The following is an 18047-nucleotide window of genomic DNA, read 5'->3' on the forward strand; positions in this document are numbered from 1 at the left end:
CTGCCGGTAGATCAACAGGTTACCTTCATCTCGACGTGCTATCTGAATAGCAAATGAATAGAAAAGATGACCTGTGATCCCTGCTCAAGCCGCCTTCCGCTCCCCACCCGCGCGCCACTGCGCCATCAGCCCCGACCACTTCGGCATCGCCGTCGCCAGGTGCCGTTCCTTCACATGCCCATAGCCGCGGATGTCTTCCGGAATGCGCGCGATCTGCAGCGCGAGCGGCAGCGTCTGCGCGGTCAGCCCGCGCAGCACCTCGTCGAGCGATTCGCGGTACTGGCCGATCAGCGCGCGCTCGGTCTTGCGCTCTTCGGTGCGGCCGAACGGATCGAACGCGGTGCCGCGCAGCCCCTTGAACTTCGCGAGCACGCGGAACGCCGTCTGCATCCACGGGCCGAAGCGCTGCTTCACCAGTTCGCCCTTCTCGTTCTTCTTCGCGAGGGCCGGCGGCGCGAGATGGTAGTTCAGCGTGTAGTCGCCTTCGAACTGCGCCGCCACCTTGTCGAGGAAGCTCTTGTCGGTGTGCAGCCGCGCCACCTCGTACTCGTCCTTGTAGGCCATCAGCTTGAACAGGTAGCGCGCGACCTGCTCGGTCAGCTTGTGGCCGCCCAGCGGGCCCTCGGCCGCCCGCACCTTCTCGACGAAGGCCTTGTACTGCGCCGCATACGCCGCATCCTGGTAGCCGGTCAGGAACTCGACCCGCTTCGCGATCACGTCGTCGACGTTCACGCTCTTGCGCACGAACGCGATCACCTGCGCCGCCTTGAACAGCGCCTTCACCGCCGCCAGGTCGTGCGCCGCACGCCGGCCCCATTCGAAGGCCGCCTTGTTGTTGTCGACCTGCACGCCGTTCAGCTCGATCGCGCGCATCAGCGCCGCATGGCCCAGCGGCACGCGGCCCTTCTGCCACGCATAGCCGAGCATCAGCGGATTGGTGTACAGCGAATCGCCGACCAGCTGCACCGCGAGCTCCTCGGCATCGAGCATGCCGACCTGCGCCGCACCGGCCGCCGCGACGATCGCGCTCTCGCAATTCGCCCCCGGGAACTGCCAGTCCGGGTTGGTGACGAAGGCCGCGGTCGGCGAGCCGTGCGTGTTCAACGCGACGAAGCTGCGGCCTTCGCGCAGCGTCGCGAGCGTGGCCTTGTTGGCGCCGACGATCGGGTCGCAGGCGATCACCAGGTCGGCCTCCGCGGTGCCGACCTTCGTGGTGTGGATCGCCTCCATGCGGTTCGCGATCTGGATGTGGCTCCAGGTGCTGCCGCCCTTCTGCGCGAGGCCGGCCGAATCCTGCGTGACGATGCCCTTGCCCTCCAGGTGCGCGGCCATGCCGAGCAGCTGGCCGATCGTGATCACGCCGGTGCCGCCGACGCCGGCGACGACGATGCCCCACGCGGTTTCCGCCACCGGCAGCACTGGCTCCGGCACCGCGATCGATGACGGCTGCGGCCGTTCCTGCTTCGCCTTCTTCGCGCTCTTCAATTGCCCGCCTTCGACGGTGATGAAGCTCGGGCAGAAGCCCTTCACACAGGAGTAGTCCTTGTTGCAGGTGTTCTGGTTGATGCGGCGCTTGCGGCCGAACTCGGTCTCGACCGGCTCGACGCTCAGGCAGTTGCTCTGCACCGAGCAATCGCCGCAGCCCTCGCACACCAGCTCGTTGATCACCACCCGCTTCGCCGGCTCGACCATCGTGCCGCGCTTGCGGCGGCGGCGCTTCTCGGTCGCGCAGGTCTGGTCGTAGATGATGGCGGTGGTGCCCTTCAGCTCGCGGTACTCGCGCTGGATGCGGTCGAGCTCGTCGCGGTGGAACACCTGCACGCCGTCGGCAAGCGCGGCGCCGTCGTACTTCTCCGGTTCGTCGGTCACGATGCACAGCGCGGCCACGCCCTCGGCCTTCAGGCTGTTCATGATCTGCAGCACCGAGTGGCCCTCGGGCCGTTCGCCGACGCGCTGCCCGCCGGTCATCGCGACCGCGTCGTTGTAGAGCAGCTTGTAGGTGATGTTCACGCCGGCCGCGATGCTCTGGCGGATCGCGAGGCTGCCGCTGTGGAAGTAGGTGCCGTCGCCGAGGTTCGCGAAGATGTGCTCGTCGGTCGTGAACGGCGCCTGGCCGATCCAGGGCACGCCCTCGCCGCCCATCTGCGTGAAGGTGCTGGTGCTGCGGTCCATCCACACCACCATGTAGTGGCAGCCGATGCCGGCCACCGCGCGCGAGCCCTCGGGCACCTTGGTGCTGGTGTTGTGCGGGCAGCCGCTGCAGAAGAACGGCAGGCGATCGCCGCCCTCGTTCTTCACCTCGACCAGGCTGCGCTCCTTGGCCTCGATCAGCGCGAGGCGCGCATCGATGCGCGCGGCGGTGTCGGCATCGACGCCGAGCTTCTTCAGCCGCTTGCCGATCGCCTTCGCGATGATCGCCGGCGTCAGGTCGGCCTGCGCGCGCAGCAGCCAGTTGCTGCCCGGGTTCGGCTGCGACCACTCGCCGCCGCTCTGGTCGCCGGCCACCTCGTCGAACTTGCCGAGCACGGTCGGCCGCACGTCGGGGCGCCAGTTGTAGAGCTCTTCCTTCACCTGGTACTCGATGACCTGGCGCTTCTCCTCGACGACCAGGATCTCCTGCAGGCCCTTCGCGAATTCGCGCGTGATGGTGGCCTCGAGCGGCCACACCACATTGACCTTGTGCAGCCGGATGCCGAGGTGGCGGCAGGCGTCGTCGTCCAGGCCCAGGTCGTGCAGCGCCTGGCGGGTGTCGTTGTAGGCCTTGCCGCTCGCGATCAGGCCGAAGCGGTCGTTCGGGCCTTCGATGACGTTGTGGTTCAGCTTGTTGGCACGGATGTAGGCGAGGGCCGCGTACCACTTGTGGTCCATCAGCCGCGCCTCCTGCTCGAGCGGCGCGTCGGGCCAGCGGATGTGCAGGCCGCCGGCCGGCATCACGAAGTCTTCCGGCAGCACGATGTTCACGCGGTCCGGGTCGACGCTGATGCTGGCCGACGATTCGACGATCTCCTGGATCGTCTTCATGCCCGACCAGACGCCGGCGAAGCGGCTCATCGCGAACGCATGCAGCCCCATGTCGAGGATGTCCTGCACGCTCGACGGAAAGAACACCGGCAGCCCGCAGGCCTTGAAGATGTGGTCGCTCTGGTGCGCCGCGGTGCTGCTCTTGGCGATGTGGTCGTCACCGGCCAGCGCGATCACGCCGCCGTGCTTCGCGGTGCCGGCCATGTTGGCGTGCTTGAACACGTCGGAGCAGCGGTCCACGCCCGGGCCCTTGCCGTACCAGATGCCGAACACGCCGTCGAACTTCTTGCTCTGCGGGTACAGGTCGAGCTGCTGCGTGCCCCACACCGCGGTCGCGCCCAGCTCTTCGTTGACGCCGGGCTGGAACACGATGTTCTGCGCCTGCAGGTGCTTCTTGGCCTGCCACAGCGCCTGGTCGTAGCCGCCGAGCGGCGAGCCGCGGTAGCCGCTGATGAAGCCGCCGGTGTTCAGGCCGGCCATCGCATCGCGCGTGCGCTGCAGCATCGGCAGCCGCACCAGCGCCTGCACGCCGCTCATGAAGGCGCGGCCGGTCGCGAGGCTGTACTTGTCGTCGAGGGAGACGCTCTCGAGCGCCTTGCGGATGGATTCGGGTAGCGGGGCGTTCATCGGCCATGGCTCCTTGGGGGAGGGTTCGGTGAGGCGCGTCGACCGCTCGTGGCAGCGTCGGCGCCGGGCTGCGCTGGTGGGCAAGAGCAGTCAGTGTAGGGATTCACCCCCGGCAAGTCCTTTCTTTGTTTGCCGGCAAAGCGCGGTGCCGCGCAATAATCTTGCTGACATCTTCATGTGGTGACGCGAATGACGCTCAAAAAGGCCGTATCAGGGAAAACCAGCACGCCGGCCGCCGCAGCGCCCGTCGAGCCGCACGGCGCCACCCTCGACCGCTACGACGTGCTGATCCTGCGCGAGCTGCAGCAGGACGCGCGCCTGTCCAACACCGAACTCGCGGCGCGCATCGGCCTGTCGGCCGCACCCACCTGGCGGCGGGTGCGGTGGCTGGAGGAGCAGGGCTACATCACCGGCTACCGTGCCGAACTCGACCGGCGCAAGGTCGGCCTGGGCGTGCTGGCCTTCGTGCGAGTGGACGCGAACCGCAACACCGGCAGCGAGACCCGCCAGCTGGAAGACGCGATCCGGCAGCTGCCCGAGGTGATCGCCTGCCACTACATCTCGGGCGCCGGCACCTTCGAGCTGCAAGTGATGGCGACCGACCTCGATGCGTTCTCGCGCTTCTCGATCGAGACGCTCTTGAACCTGCCGAACGTGAAGGACATCCACACCAGCTTCTCGCTGGGCGAGGTGAAGGCGAGCGGGGCCTTGCCGCTCGGGCACCTGAAGGCGAGCGGCGCATGAAGAATCTGACGCTGCGCCAGCTGCGCGCCTTCGAGGCCGCCGCGACCACGCTGAGCCACTCGCGGGCCGCCGAGCAGCTGCACCTGACGCAGCCGGCGGTGTCGATGCAGATCCGGCTGCTCGAGGACGAACTCGGCCTGCCGCTGTTTCGCAAGCAGGGCCGCGGGCTGCAGCTCACCGAGGCGGGCGACGAGCTGCTGCGCCATGCGCGCGGCATCCTCGGCGCGATCCGCCACGCCGAGGAGGCGCTGACCTCGATGACGTCGGCGGAGGGCCGCACGCGCGGGCAGCTGCACCTGGGCGTGGTGCCGACGGCCAACTACTTCGCGCCGCTGCTGATGATGGCGTTTCGCGAGCGCTTCCCCGAGGTCAAGCTGAAGCTGTCGGTGGACCGGCGCGACACCATCCTCGCGCTGCTGAACGAGCACCAGATCGATGTCGCGATCGCCGGCTACCCGCCGTCCGAGGCCGATGTCGAGGCCGAGGCCTTCGCGCGCCACCCGCACTGCATCGTCGCCGCGCCCGGGCACCCGCTGGCCGGCAAGCGGCGCATCGCGTGGAGCGAGTTGAAGGGCGAGCCGTTCATCTTCCGCGAGCCGGGCTCGGCGACGCGACAGTTCCTGGAGCACCTGCTGCAGTCGCAAGCGCTGCAGGTCAACGTGACGATGGAGCTGTCGGGCAACGAGACCATCAAGCAGGCGGTGATGGCCGGCATGGGCATCAGCTTCATGTCGGCGCATGCGTTCCAGATCGAGCTCGCGGCAGGGCGCATGGCGGTGCTCGACCTGGTGGGCATGCCGAAGCTGCTCGACTGGTGCCTGCTGCACCGGCGCGACGGCGTGCTGGCAGGCGTGAACGCGGCGTTCCGGGAGTTCGTGCTGGAGCAGGGGGCGCGGCTGGCGCATTGCGAGTTGAAGGGCGGGTAGGGGCGCGGGGTTGCCCGGTGCTGGGGTGCGGCATGCGGGGACGCCGTCATCGGGCGACCGTCGGCGTTTTCCCGCACCCACGCCCGTTCGCCCTGAGCCTGTCGAAGGGCCTGCTCGCCTGTCAGCAGGCTTCGACAGGCTCAGCCCGAACGGAATGGGGGGCTCAGCTTGAACAGGCAGGGCGGTGTATCAGGAAAACCCATGCATCCGGATAAGAAACCATTGCTTGTCCTTATGCCTGGAGGCTCCTAGATTTCGTCTCCATGAACGATCCGACCCACCCCTTCCCGACCTGGGACGCCGCCCACGCAGAACGCCTCGATGAACCCGGCCGGCTGCTGTACCGCTCGAACCTGCTGGGCTCCGACCTGCGCATCACCAACTACGGCGGTGGCAACACCTCGGCCAAGCTGCTGCAGCGCGACCCGCTGACGCAGCAGGAGGTCGAGGTGCTGTGGGTCAAGGGCTCCGGCGGCGACCTCGGCTCGATGAAGCTCGACGGCTTCTCGACCCTCTACCTCGACAAGCTGCGCGCACTGCAGGCGATCTACCGCGGCCCCGAGCACGAAGACGAAATGGTCGGCTACCTGCCGCACTGCACCTTCAACCTGAACGCCCGCGCCGCCAGCATCGACACGCCGCTGCATGCCTACCTGCCGTTCAGGCACGTCGACCACATGCATCCCGACGCGGTGATCGCGATCGCGGCGATGGAGAACAGCCGCGCGCTGACGCAGACGATCTTCGGCGGCACGGTCGGCTGGTTGCCGTGGCGCCGCCCGGGCTTCGAGCTCGGCATGCAGCTGCAGCGCCACGTGGCCGAGCACCCCGGCCTGCGCGGCCTCGTGCTGGCCGGCCATGGCCTCTTCACCTGGGGCGACGACGCCCGCAGCTGCTACGAGAACACCGTCGGCGTGATCCGCGACGCGCAAGCCTGGCTGCAGGCCGAGCGGCGCGAACGCAAGCTGGTCAGCTTTGGCGGCACCGCCCGCGAGCCGCTGCCCGGCGACGAGCAGCAGTCGCTGCTGGCCCGGCTGCTGCCGGTGCTGCGTGGCGCAGTCTCGCGCAGCGGCCACAAGCTCGCGCACGTCGACCGTTCGGCGGTCGTGCAGGAGTTCGTCGACAGCCGCGACCTGGAGCGCCTGGCCGCGCTCGGCACCTCGTGCCCCGACCACTTCCTGCGCACCAAGATCCGCCCGCTGATCCTGCCGGCCTCGCTGTACGCGCTGCAAGGCCCTGCGCTTGCTGCCGCGATCGAGGAGCGCCTGGCCGCCTACCGCGCCGACTACAGCGCCTACTACGAGCGCTGCAAGCGGCCGAACAGCCCGGCGCTGCGCGACCCGAACCCGGTGATCGTGCTGCTGCCCGGCGTCGGCATGGTGTCGCTCGCGAAGGACAAGGCCACCGCGCGCATCGCCGGCGAGTTCTACGTCAACGCCATCAACGTGATGCGCGAGGCCGATGCGCTGGACCGCTACGTCGGCCTGCCCGAGCAGGAGGCCTTCGACATCGAGTACTGGCTGCTCGAAGAGGCCAAGCTGCAGCGCATGCCGAAGCCGAAGCCGCTGGTCGGCCAGGTCGCGCTGGTGACCGGCGGTGCCGGTGGCATCGGCCGCGCGATCGTCGAGCGGCTGCTGGGCGAGGGCGCCTGCGCGGTGCTGCTCGACATCGACACCGAAGCGCTGGCGCAGGTGGGCGACGGGCTGCGCGCCCGCTTCGGCCGCGACGTGGTGCGCACGCTGCGCTGCGACGTGACCGACGAGGCCGGCGTGCTGCGCGCCTATGCCGATGCGGTGACCGAGTACGGCGGCGTCGACATCCTGGTGTCGAACGCCGGCATCGCGTCGGCCGCGCCGATCGAGGACACGACGCTCGAGCTGTGGATGCGCAACCAATCGATCCTCAGCACCGGCTACTTCCTGGTCGGCCGCGAGGCCTTCCGCGTGATGAAGGCCCAGGGCATCGGCGGCGCCATCGTCTTCATCGCCAGCAAGAACGGCATGGTCGCGAGCAACCAGGCCTCGGCCTACTGCGCGGCCAAGGCCAGCGAGATCCAGCTGGCGCGCTGCTTTGCGCTGGAGGGCGCGCCGCTGGGCATCCGCGCCAACGTGGTGAACCCCGATGCGGTGATCCGCGGCAGCAAGATCTGGACGGGCACCTGGAGCCAGGAACGCGCCGCCGCGAACAAGATCAAGGAAGAGGAGCTGGAGGCTTTCTACCGCGACCGCTCGATGCTCAAGCGCAGCGTGCTGCCGCAGGACATCGCGGAAGCCACCTATTTCTTCGCGTCCGACTTGTCGGCCAAATCGACCGGCAACATCCTCAACGTGGATGCGGGCAACCTCGCTGCCTTTCCGCGTTGAATCCCGAGGAGCACGACATGGCCACCCCGCTGATCGCCAGGACCCTGATCGACGCGCAGAACGCCCCGCTGGCGCAGCGCGTGCGCGACGACTACGAGACGCTGGGCGAGCAGCTCGCGCGGCGCGACATCGACATCGAGACCGTGCGCCAGCAGGTCGCGGCCTTCACGGTGGCCGTGCCCTCGTGGGGCGTCGGCACCGGCGGCACGCGCTTCGCGCGCTTCCCCGGCGCCGGCGAGCCGCGCGACGTGTTCGACAAGATCGAGGACTGCAGCGTGATCCAGCAGCTCGCGCGCTGCACGCCGACCGTCTCGCCGCACTTCCCGTGGGACAAGTGCAGCGACTACAGCGAACTGCGCGAGCATGCGGCGATGCGCGGCCTCGCCTTCGACGCGGTCAACTCCAACACCTTCTCCGACCAGAAGGGCCAACCGCTGAGCTACAAGTTCGGCAGCCTGACGCACAGCGATGCCGCGGTGCGGTCGCAGGCGGTCGCGCACAACCTCGAGGTGATCGACATCGGCCGCCAGCTCGGCAGCCGCGCGATCACCGTGTGGATCGGCGACGGCGCGAACTTCCCCGGCCAGCAGCATTTCCGGCGCAGCTTCGAGCGCTACCTCGACAGCACGCGGCGCATCTACGCCGGGCTGCCGATCGACTGGCACATGTTCCTCGAGCACAAGATGTTCGAGCCGGCGTTCTACGCGACGGTGATCCAGGACTGGGGCTCGAGCCTGCTCGCCGCGCAGTCGCTGGGCGACCGGGCGCGCTGCCTGGTCGACCTGGGCCACCACGCGCCGAACGTCAACATCGAGATGATCGTCGCGCGGCTGGTGCATGCCCGCAAGCTGGCCGGCTTTCACTTCAACGACAGCAAGTACGGCGACGACGACCTCGACAGCGGCAGCATCAACCCGTTCCAGCTGTTCCTGGTGTTCAACGAGCTGGTCGATGCGGCGCAATCCGGCGCGCCCGATTTCGCGCCGGCCTACATGCTGGACCAGTCGCACAACGTCACCGACCCGATCGAGAGCCTGATGACCAGCGCCGGCACGGTGCAGCGCTGCTATGCGCAAGCGTTGATCGTCGACCGCAAGGCGTTGGCCGCCTACCAGGATGGCAATGACGCGCTGATGGCCGCGCAGGCGCTGAAGCAGGCCTATCAGACCGACGTGACGCCCATCCTGCAGCGCGTGCGGCTGGAGGCCGGCGGCGCGATCGAACCGGTGGTGGCCTACCGCGCGAGCGGCTACCGCGCCCGTGTCGCCGAGGCCCGGCCTGCGTCAGGTCCGAGCAGCGGCATCGTCTGATTCTTCCTTTCACGTTCCCCGTCAGTCCATAAAACCATCAGGAGACAAACCCGTGAAGAAACCTCTGCAAGTGTTGCTGGCCGCGCTGGTGTGCGCGGCTTTCGCCCCCGGCGCGATGGCCGCCGACAAGATCGCGCTGGTCGTCAAGAGCCTGGGCAACGGCTTCTTCGATGCCGCCAACCAGGGCGCGCAGGAAGCGGCCAAGGAGCTGAAGGACGTCGAGATCATCTACACCGGCCCGGCCAAGGCCACGGCCGAAGGGCAGATCGAGATCATCAACTCGCTGATCGCGCAGAACGTGAAGGCGATCGTGATCTCGGCCAACGACCCCGACGCGCTGGTGCCGGCGCTGAAGAAGGCGATGGCGCGCGGCATCAAGGTGGTGTCGTTCGATTCCGGCGTGCGCAAGGATGGCCGGCTGATGCACCTGAACCCGTCGTCGAACGCGCTGATCGGCGAGAAGCTCGTCAAGATGACGCAGGACGCGATCGGCGCCAGCGGCGAGATCGCGGTGCTGTCGGCGACCGCGCAGGCGACCAACCAGAACATCTGGATCGACGAGATGAAGAAGGTGCTCGCGAAGCCGCCGTACACCGGGCTGAAGCTGGTCAGCGTCGTCTACGGCGACGACCAGACCGACAAGAGCTACCGCGAGGCGCAAGGCCTGTTCAAGAGCTACCCGAACCTGAAGGCGATCGTCGCGCCGACCACCGTCGGCGTCGCGGCCGCGGCCAAGGCGGTGCAGGACGAGAAGAAGGTCGGCACGCTGTTCGTCACCGGGCTCGGGCTGCCGTCGGAGATGGCCGGCCATGTGAAGAGCGGCGCGGTGAAGTCGTTCGCGATCTGGAACCCGATCGACCTCGGCTACTCGGCGGTGTATGCCGCGCACCAGTTCGTGCACGGCAAGGCCAAGGGCACGCCGGGCGAGAAGGTGTCGCTGGGCCGGGTCGGCACGGTGGCGCTGGACGCCAACAACGAGGCGGCGATGGCCGAACCGTTCACCTATGACGCGGGCAACGTCGAGAAATTCGCGAAATTCTTCTGAACCGTCCGATGAGTGAACCCCTGCTGCGCCTGCGCGGCATCCACAAACGCTACGGGGCGACGCACGCATTGCGCGGCGTCGACCTCGAGCTGCAGCGCGGCGAGGTGCTCGCGCTGGTCGGCGAGAACGGCGCCGGCAAGTCGACGCTCGTGAAGATCCTGACCGGCGTGGTGCAGCCGGACGAGGGCACGATCGAGCTCGACGGCCGGCCGCTGCGTTTCGCGCATGCACAGGCCTCGCAGGCTGCCGGCATCGTCGCCGTCCACCAGGAGACGGTGATGTTCGACGAGCTGTCGGTGGCCGAGAACATCTTCATCGGCCGGCACCTGCAGCGCGGGCCGTTCATCGACTGGCCCGCGATGCACGCGCAGGCCGCGCAGGTGCTCGCGAAGATCGGCGCGCGTTTTGCGCCCGGTGCGCTCGTCAAGGACCTGAGCCTGGCCGAGCGGCACCTGGTGGAGATCGCGCGAGCGCTGTCGCAGCGGGCTTCGGTCGTGATCCTCGACGAGCCGACGGCCGCCCTGTCGCAGCAGGAGATCCGCGACTTCTACGGCCTGGTGCGCACGCTGCGCGAGCAGGGCGTCGGCGTGATCTTCATCACCCACAAGTTCGACGAGATCTTCGCGGTGGCCGACCGCTACCTGGTGCTGCGCGACGGCGCGTCGGTGGGCTGTGGCCCGATCGCGCAGGCCGAGGAGCGCGAGCTGGTGAAGCTGATGGCCGGCCGCGCGATCGAGCAGATCTACCCGGCCCCGGCTGCGCCGCCCGGCGAGGTGGTGCTGCGGGTGCGCGGGCTGTCGCACCCGAGCGAGTTCGACGGGCTGTCGTTCGAGCTGCGGCGCGGCGAGATCCTCGGCTTCTACGGGCTGGTCGGTTCGGGCCGCAGCGAGGCGATGCTCGCGCTGATGGGCCTGAATGCCGAGGCGCGCGGCGAGTTCGAGATCGACGGCAAGCGTTTCAAGCCGAGCCGGGCCGGCGACGCGATCGCGGCCGGCATCGCGTATGTGCCCGAAGAGCGGCAACGCCAGGGCGGCATCCTGAGCTTCTCGGTGCAGCACAACATCAGCCTCGCCGGGCTGTCGCGCTTTGCGCGCGGGCCGTGGCTGTCGGCGTTGCGCGAATCGGCGCTGTGCGGCCGCATGATCGAGCGGCTGCAGATCAAGACCGGTTCGCCGCACACGCCGATGGCCGGGCTGTCGGGCGGCAACCAGCAGAAGGTGGTGATCGCGAAGTGGCTCGGGCTGGACCCGCGCATCGTGATCCTCGACGAGCCGACCAAGGGCATCGACGTCGGCGCGAAGCAGGCGGTGTACCAGCTGATCGGCGAGATGGTCGCGCAGGGGCTGGCGGTGATCCTGGTGTCGTCCGAGCTACCGGAGGTGATGAACCTGGCGCACCGCGTGATCGTGATGCGGCGCGGCCGGCAGGTGGCGGAGTTCGCGCGTGAGGGTGCGGAAGCCGAGGCCGTCGTCGCGGCCGCGTCGGGCCTGGCCGCGCCGCCGCGGCCGCAGGCGCCGCTCGAACTGCGAGAGCTGGCGGCATGAAGGGCCTGAAGGATCGGTACCGCGAGATCGCGCTGCTGGCGATCATCGTCGCGATCGCGCTGGCGGTCGGTGCGCGCGCGCCGGTGTTCCTGACCTGGCACAACGCGCTCGACATCGCGAACGATTCGGCGATCCTCGCGATCCTGGTGATGGGGCAGATGCTGGTGCTGCTGACGCGCGGCGTCGACCTGTCGGCCGCGTCCAACCTGGCGCTGACCGGCATGCTGTGCGCGCTGGCCGGGCGCGCGCTGCCGCAGCTCGGGGTGGTGCCGCTGGTGCTGCTGGCGATCGCGATCGGCACGCTGCTCGGCCTCGTCAACGGCTGGCTGATCACCTTCTTCGAGCTGCCGCCGATCGTCGTGACGCTGGGTACCTTGTCGGCCTACCGCGGCGCGATCTTCGTCGCGAGCCAGGGCGCGTGGATCTCCGACCACCAGATCCATCCGGTGATCAAGGGCCTGCCGCGCGAGCAATGGCTCGGCCTGCCGGCGCTGGTGTGGATCGCCGCGGCGGTGGTGCTGGCGATGGCGGTGTTCCTGCGCTGGCGCCGCGAGGGGCGCGAGCTGTATGCGCTCGGCGGCAACCCGACCGCAGCGGCGTATGTCGGCATCCCGTTGCGGCGGCGATTGCTGCTGGTCTACGCGGTGTCCGGCGCGCTGGCCGGGCTGGCGGGGCTGTTGTGGGTGGGGCGTTACGCGATCGCGTTCACCGAGCTGGCGGCGGGCTATGAACTGACGGTGATCGCCGCCTGCGTGATCGGCGGCGTCAGCATCGGCGGCGGGGTCGGCAGCGTCGCGGGGGCGGTGCTCGGCGTGCTGTTCATCGGCGTCGTGAACGGGGCGTTGCCGGTGATCCAGGTGTCGCCGTTCTGGCAGCAGGCGATCGCCGGCCTGGTGATCCTGGTGTCGGTGGCGGTGAATGCCGGCGCGCAAAGGCGCAGCGGCCGGCAGATTCTGGAACGACGGGAGGTGCCGGCATGACCAAGGCTTTCGGGACGTGGGAGCGCATGCTGCTCGCGCTGCTGGTGCTGCTGCTGGCGGGCTTCGGACTCGGCATCGACGGCTTCATGTCGCCGTACGCGCTGGCCGACAGCACCTTCAACTTCAGCGAGAAGGGCTTGCTGGCGCTGGCGATGGCGCTGCTGATCATGGCCGGCGAGATCGACCTGTCGATCGCCGCGACGCTGTCGCTGTGCTCGCTGGCGATGGGCTTCGCGATGAAGGCCGGCGCGGGCTTGCCGCTGATGCTGCTGGCCGCGTTCGGCACCGGTGCGGCGGCCGGCGCGCTGAACGGCTGGCTCGTCACGGCTTACCGCTTGCCGGCTATCGTCGTCACCATCGGCAGCCTGTCGCTGTACCGCGGGATCGCGCTGGTGGTGCTGGGCGACCAGGCGATCACCGGCTACCCCGAAGCGCTGTCGGTGCTCGGCAACGGCTACCTCGGCGACCTGGTCGGCCTGCCCTGGCTGATCGTGCCGATCGAGTTCGCGATCCTGCTGTTGATGGCGGTGTTCGTGGGCGTGCTGCTGCACCGCACCGTGACCGGTCGACGGCTGGTGGCGATCGGCGCGAACCCGATCGCCTCGCGCTTCTCGGGCATCGAGGTCGACCGCCACCGCTTCGCGCTGTTCGTGTTCGCCGGGCTGATGGCGGCGTTGGCGGCGGTGCTGCTGACGGGCCGCATCGGCAGCACGCGGCCGAACATCGCGCTCGGCTGGGAGCTGGATGCCGTGACGATGGTGATCCTCGGCGGTGTCGCGATCGAGGGTGGACGCGGCAGCATCGTCGGCGTGTTGCTGGCGGCGCTGCTGCTGGGCCTGTTCACCTTCGCGCTCGGCATGGCCAACATCTCGGGCATCGTGATGGCGATGATCGTCGGCATCCTGCTGATCGTCTCGATGGTGTTGCCGCGGCTGGTGCGCGGCCCGCGGGTGCTGCTGTGATCGAGCAGGTCGCGTTCCGGATGCGATTGAAGCCGGGTTGCGCGGCCGAGTACAAGCGCCGGCACGATGCGTTGTGGCCGGAACTCGCGAGCCTGCTGCACGAGGCCGGCGTGCGGGACTACAGCATCTTTCTGGACGAGGAGAGCCTGGCCTTGTTCGCAGTGCTGCGTCGTCCGGTCGATCATCGGATGGATGAGTTGCCGTCGCATCCGGTGATGCAGCGGTGGTGGGCGGAGATGGCGGGGCTGATGGAGGTCGAGCCTTCGCTGGCGCCTCAGGTCGTGGCTTTGCAGCCGATGTTTCATCTCGATTGACAGATGAAGCAACAAGCGACCGTCGTGCTCGACATCGGCAAGACGCACGTCAAGCTGTGCGCGCTCGACGCGAGCGACCACGTCCTCGCCGTCCGGACACGCGACAACGCGAGCGTCCCAAGCCCCGCCGGCTACGCGGCCCTCGACACCTATGGCATCGAAGCCTGGCTGTGGGACAGCCTCGCGTCGCTGGCGGTGGAGTTCCACGTCGGCCGCATCATCGCCAGCACCCACGGTGCCGCCTTCGCCGCGATCGATGCGAATGGGCTCGTGCTACCGATCGTCGACTACGAATTCGATGCCTACGACGATCAGCGAGAGGCTTACGCCGATGCCGTCGGCGACCTGCGCGAGACGCTGTCGCCGCACCTGCCGATGGGCCTGAATGCGGCGCGGCCCTGGTACTGGCTGTCCCGCAAATTCCCGAATGAGTTTGCCCGCGCGAGCACGCTGCTGCCGTACCCGCAGTACTGGGCCTGGCGCTTGAGCGGCGTCGCGGCGAGCGAGGCGAGTTCGTTGGGGTGCCACACGCACCTGTGGGCGCCGGTCGCGCGCAGCTGGTCGCGCCTCGCGCGAGCCGAAGGCTGGGATCGGCGGTTTGCGCCGCTGCGGTCTGCATGGGACGTGCTCGGTCCGGTGCGCCCCGAGTTGGCGAAAAACCTCGGCCTGCCGGTCGATTGCCGCGTGCATGCCGGCGTGCACGACAGCAATGCCTGCCTCGCGCGCCACCTGCGGCGCTCGCCCGCGATGACGCTGGTGACCTCGGGCACCTGGACCGTGGTGATGGCCTGCGGCGGGCAGGTCGATCGCCTGGACCTGTCGGCCGACATGCTGGCCAATGTCTCGGTCGCGCAGGACCTGGTGCCGACGGCGCGTTTCATGGGCGGGCGGGACCATGCGGCGCTGTGTGCCGGCGCCGACCCCGATGCGGCCGACCTTGCGTGCCTGCCGGCGCTGGCCGAGGCCGGCATCCAGGCCGTGCCGTCGGCCGATGGCGGCGGGCCGCGCATCGTCCGCCACGGCGACGACATCACCGCGCAGGCTGCGCAGCGGCTCACGCCGTCGCAGCGTGCAACCCTCGCTGCCTGGTACTGCGCCACGATGACCGCCGAGCGCGTGCGGGCCCTGTCCGGCCCGTCGCCGGTCGTCATCGAAGGACCGCTCGCCTGCAATGCCGCCTACCTCGCGCTGCTCGCGCAATCGCTGCCCGGCCACCGCTGCGAGGTCGGCGATGCCGCGATCGATGGCACGGTGCTGGGTGCACTGGCGTTAACCCGTTGGAACGATTGAACCCCTGACATTGCGCGGCCAGGGTCCGCGGGGCTGCTAACCTCTCGCCCCGTGCGGACCGTCCTCGTTTCCCTTGCCGACCGTGTTTTCGGCACCGAACCCAAGCAGCGCTTGCGGCTCGTGCAATGCGGCGTCGCGATGCTGCTGGTGCTCGGCAGCGTGCTCAACATGCAGTACCTCGTGCTCGCCGGCCTCGCACCCGCCTGGCCGGTTGCGCTGTGGAGCGTGGTGCTCGCCGGCGGCTTCGCGGTCTTCTTCGGCGTGATCCGCAGCGGCCTGAACCTGAAGCTGCCCGATCCGGCGCTGACGCAGTCGCAGATGGTGTTCGCGATCGTGTGCGGCGCCGGCGGCTACGCGCTGGCCGGTGCGGGCCGCGGCGGGGCGTTTCCCATCCTGATGGTGATCTTCATGTTCAGCATGTACGCGTTGCCGCCGGCCCAGGTGATGCGCATCGCGCTGTTCGCGGTCGCGCTGTTCGGCGCGACGATGGCCGCGATGGCCTGGCACGACCCGGCCACCTACGAGCCGGCCGTCGAATGGGGGCACTTCATCATGATCGCGATCATGGTGCCGGCGATCGCCGTGCTGGCCGGGCAGCTCAGCCGCCTGCGCGAACGCATGCGGCGGCAGAAGAAGGAGTTGTCGACGGCGCTCGCGCGCATCCAGGACCTGGCCACCCGCGACGAGATGACCGGGCTGATCAACCGCCGCCACATGCAGGAGCTGATGGAGCAGGAACGCCAGCGCGGCGTGCGCTCCGGCTACACCTTCTGCCTCGCGATGATCGACCTCGACGGCTTTCGCAAGATCAACGACCAGCAAGGCCATGAGTTCGGCGACCGGTTGCTGAAGCGCTTCGCCCGCGAGGCGCTGAACGTGATCCGCATTTCCGACCTGCTCGGGCGCTGGCAGGGCGAGCAGTTCCTGCTGCTGCTGTCGGACACCCGGGCCTCGCTCGCGCGGCTCGGGCTCGAGCGGCTGCGCGAACGCATCTTCGCGATGCAGATCGATGCGCAAGGGCCGCCGATCCACGTCAGCTTCTCGGCCGGCGTCACCGAGCACCGGGCCGGTGAATCGGTGGCGGACACCATCGCGCGGGCCGACCAGGCCTTGCGTGCGGCCAAGGGAGCGGGACGCAACCGCGTGGTGCTCGCATGAGTGCGCCGTTGCCCGCGCGGCACTTCTTCCTCGCGGTGCTGGTCGTGGCCGTGTGGGGCACCAACTTCGTCGTCATCAAGCTCGGGCTCGCGCACCTGCCGCCGCTGCTGTTCGCCGCGCTGCGCTTCACGTTCGCCTTGCTGCCGGCGGTGTTCTTCCTGCCACGCCCGGCCGTGCCGTGGCACAACCTGGCGGCGTATGGATTGCTGATCGGCGTCGGCCAGTTCGGCGTGCTGTACCTCGCGATGCGCGGGCACATCACGCCGGGGCTCGCGTCGCTGGTCGTGCAGACGCAGGTGTTTTTCACGATCGGCCTCGCGATGCGCGGCAGCGGCGAAGTGGTGCGGCCGTTCCAGTGGGTCGCGCTGGGGCTGGCCGTGGCCGGCATCGTCGTGATCGGTTCGCACACCGGCGGCGACACCACGGTGGCCGGCGTGCTGATGGTGCTGTTCGCCGCGCTGTCGTGGGCCGGCGGCAACATCGTCAGCCGCGCCGCGGGCCGCGTGAACATGCTGGCCTACGTGGTGTGGACCAGCGCGTTCGCGGTGCCGCCGCTGTTCCTGCTGTCGTGGTGGTTCGAAGGCGGCGCGGCGATCGAGACCGGCCTGCGCCAGGCCGATGCGGTGACCTGGGCCTCGGTGCTGTGGCAGTCGGTCGGCAACACGCTGTTCGGCTACGCGGCCTGGGGCTGGCTGCTGGCGCGCCACCCGGCCGCGACCATCACGCCGATGGCACTGCTGGTGCCGGTGTTCGGCATGGCCGCGTCGTCGTGGTGGCTCGGTGAATCGCTGCCGGCGTGGAAGCTGGTTGCCGCCGGCTTGGTGATGGCGGGCTTGGCGCTGAACCTGCTGTGGCCGCGCCTGCGGCGCGCCGGATGAACTGCAGGCGCGGTGGGCCTCAACGCTTTTGGCAACGGCCCGCCCGGCCATGCGGGCTGGGCTTGTCCACCGGCGCCGCGCCAACGTAGAATCGCGCCCAAGTGGACTGGGAGTTCCCGGTCGGCGTCGCGGCCTCGGTGAGTTTCATCGGGGCCTTTCGCTTTCCGGGGTCGGGAAAATCTTCAACCCCCAGTTCTCAAAGCCTTCGCCGACGTTCTGGCGCCCTCCGCTGCAGAAGAACTTGCGCTTGAGCACGTCGAAGGCGCGATTCTCCTGACCGGGGCGCCGCACGTGCAGCCCAACGGGGCGGGCCACCAGATCAGCCAACTGCAAGCCTGGCGAGTCCACCTTCTTGTCGGCAAAGATGATGTCGAACGGCAAGAGCTTACCCAGGCGATTCGCACCATCGCAGATGCGGCGAAATTCGAGTTCCAGTTCGTTGTCTTCTTTCTTGCCGCGGCACTCGACGACCACATGGGTCAAGGCGCCATCCTGGTTTTTCTCCTGAAGCAACTCGTAGAGTGATTCCAGGCAAAAGCCGAGCGCCAGGTGGTACGGGTTCTTGTCCACTTCTCCGCGGTCGCGCAACGCAGCCTTGTCGATCACGCAACTGACCAGGATGAAGTTGCTGGCATCGATGATGTCGCTCAACTCGCTCTGGAATTGCTGCTTGTGCTGGCGGTTCGTGAAGCGGAAGCTGCCTTTTTCCTTGCGGATCTCGTGCTCGTGCAGCACGACGACATCGTGGCCGAAGTGATTGAATTTGAACTTGTGCAGCGCGGGCACCACCTTCTCGCTGTAGTGCCGCTTGTAGAACACGCAGAAGGCCAACACGAAGACCGGGTAGTGGGCATCCAGCGTCTGCATGCCGTGGTCGCCGCTTTT

The 18047-nt window shown here is 68.6% G+C and carries 14 protein-coding genes; 12 read left to right on the plus strand and 2 right to left on the minus strand.

Going from position 1 to position 18047, the window contains the following annotated elements:
• Positions 1–84 precede the first annotated feature (84 nt).
• Positions 85–3648 (minus strand): indolepyruvate ferredoxin oxidoreductase family protein, encoded by a 3564-nt coding sequence (locus tag BUE42_RS25670; protein ID WP_073468139.1) that lies wholly within the window; start codon positions 3646–3648, stop codon positions 85–87.
• A gap of 189 nt (positions 3649–3837) precedes the next feature.
• Here BUE42_RS25670 and BUE42_RS25675 point away from each other — a divergent pair, with 189 nt between their 5' ends.
• The 12 genes from BUE42_RS25675 (at position 3838) to BUE42_RS25730 (ending at position 17162) form a co-directional block, all read left to right on the plus strand.
• Entirely contained in the window at positions 3838–4392 is a 555-nt protein-coding gene (locus BUE42_RS25675; RefSeq protein WP_083614570.1) for an Lrp/AsnC family transcriptional regulator, read from the plus strand.
• A complete protein-coding gene (locus BUE42_RS25680; protein WP_073468140.1) occupies positions 4389–5318 on the plus strand; it encodes a LysR substrate-binding domain-containing protein in 930 nt (309 codons plus the stop codon). The genes BUE42_RS25675 and BUE42_RS25680 overlap by 4 nt, the downstream gene beginning before the upstream one ends.
• 263 nt (positions 5319–5581) lie before the next feature.
• On the plus strand, positions 5582–7681 hold the full coding sequence (locus tag BUE42_RS25685) for a bifunctional rhamnulose-1-phosphate aldolase/short-chain dehydrogenase (RefSeq protein WP_073468141.1): 2100 nt from the start codon (positions 5582–5584) through the stop codon (positions 7679–7681).
• A gap of 17 nt (positions 7682–7698) precedes the next feature.
• Positions 7699–8991: an L-rhamnose catabolism isomerase gene (rhaI, locus tag BUE42_RS25690; RefSeq protein WP_073468142.1), complete on the plus strand. Its 1293-nt coding sequence runs from the start codon at positions 7699–7701 to the stop codon at positions 8989–8991.
• A 52-nt stretch (positions 8992–9043) separates the two neighbouring features.
• On the plus strand, positions 9044–10036 hold the full coding sequence (gene rhaS / locus BUE42_RS25695) for a rhamnose ABC transporter substrate-binding protein (protein ID WP_235002607.1): 993 nt from the start codon (positions 9044–9046) through the stop codon (positions 10034–10036).
• An 8-nt stretch (positions 10037–10044) separates the two neighbouring features.
• On the plus strand, positions 10045–11580 hold the full coding sequence (locus tag BUE42_RS25700) for a sugar ABC transporter ATP-binding protein (protein WP_073468143.1): 1536 nt from the start codon (positions 10045–10047) through the stop codon (positions 11578–11580).
• Positions 11577–12560, plus strand: coding sequence for an ABC transporter permease (locus tag BUE42_RS25705; protein WP_073468144.1), 984 nt, complete (start codon positions 11577–11579; stop codon positions 12558–12560). Before BUE42_RS25700 ends, BUE42_RS25705 begins: the two co-directional genes overlap by 4 nt.
• Entirely contained in the window at positions 12557–13522 is a 966-nt protein-coding gene (locus BUE42_RS25710) for an ABC transporter permease (RefSeq protein ID WP_073468145.1), read from the plus strand. Before BUE42_RS25705 ends, BUE42_RS25710 begins: the two co-directional genes overlap by 4 nt.
• Positions 13522–13836, plus strand: a complete 315-nt coding sequence (locus BUE42_RS25715) for an L-rhamnose mutarotase (protein WP_200799030.1) — start codon at positions 13522–13524, stop codon at positions 13834–13836. The genes BUE42_RS25710 and BUE42_RS25715 overlap by 1 nt, the downstream gene beginning before the upstream one ends.
• 3 nt (positions 13837–13839) lie before the next feature.
• The gene (locus BUE42_RS25720) at positions 13840–15126 is read left to right on the plus strand and encodes an FGGY-family carbohydrate kinase (RefSeq protein WP_073468146.1); all 1287 of its coding nucleotides are present in this window, start codon (positions 13840–13842) and stop codon (positions 15124–15126) included.
• 51 nt (positions 15127–15177) lie between these two features.
• Positions 15178–16284, plus strand: coding sequence for a GGDEF domain-containing protein (locus BUE42_RS25725; protein WP_073468147.1), 1107 nt, complete (start codon positions 15178–15180; stop codon positions 16282–16284).
• Between the two features lie 8 nt (positions 16285–16292).
• A complete protein-coding gene (locus tag BUE42_RS25730; RefSeq protein WP_369823005.1) occupies positions 16293–17162 on the plus strand; it encodes an EamA family transporter in 870 nt (289 codons plus the stop codon).
• A 144-nt stretch (positions 17163–17306) separates the two neighbouring features.
• On the opposite strand, the gene BUE42_RS25735 is transcribed toward BUE42_RS25730, so the two are convergent.
• Positions 17307–18029: a DUF3800 domain-containing protein gene (locus BUE42_RS25735; protein ID WP_235002609.1), complete on the minus strand. Its 723-nt coding sequence runs from the start codon at positions 18027–18029 to the stop codon at positions 17307–17309.
• Positions 18030–18047: the final 18 nt, after the last annotated feature.

Origin of the sequence: Rhizobacter sp. OV335, from assembly GCF_900142965.1 — a bacterium.
Classification (GTDB): Bacteria; Pseudomonadota; Gammaproteobacteria; order Burkholderiales; family Burkholderiaceae_C; genus Rhizobacter.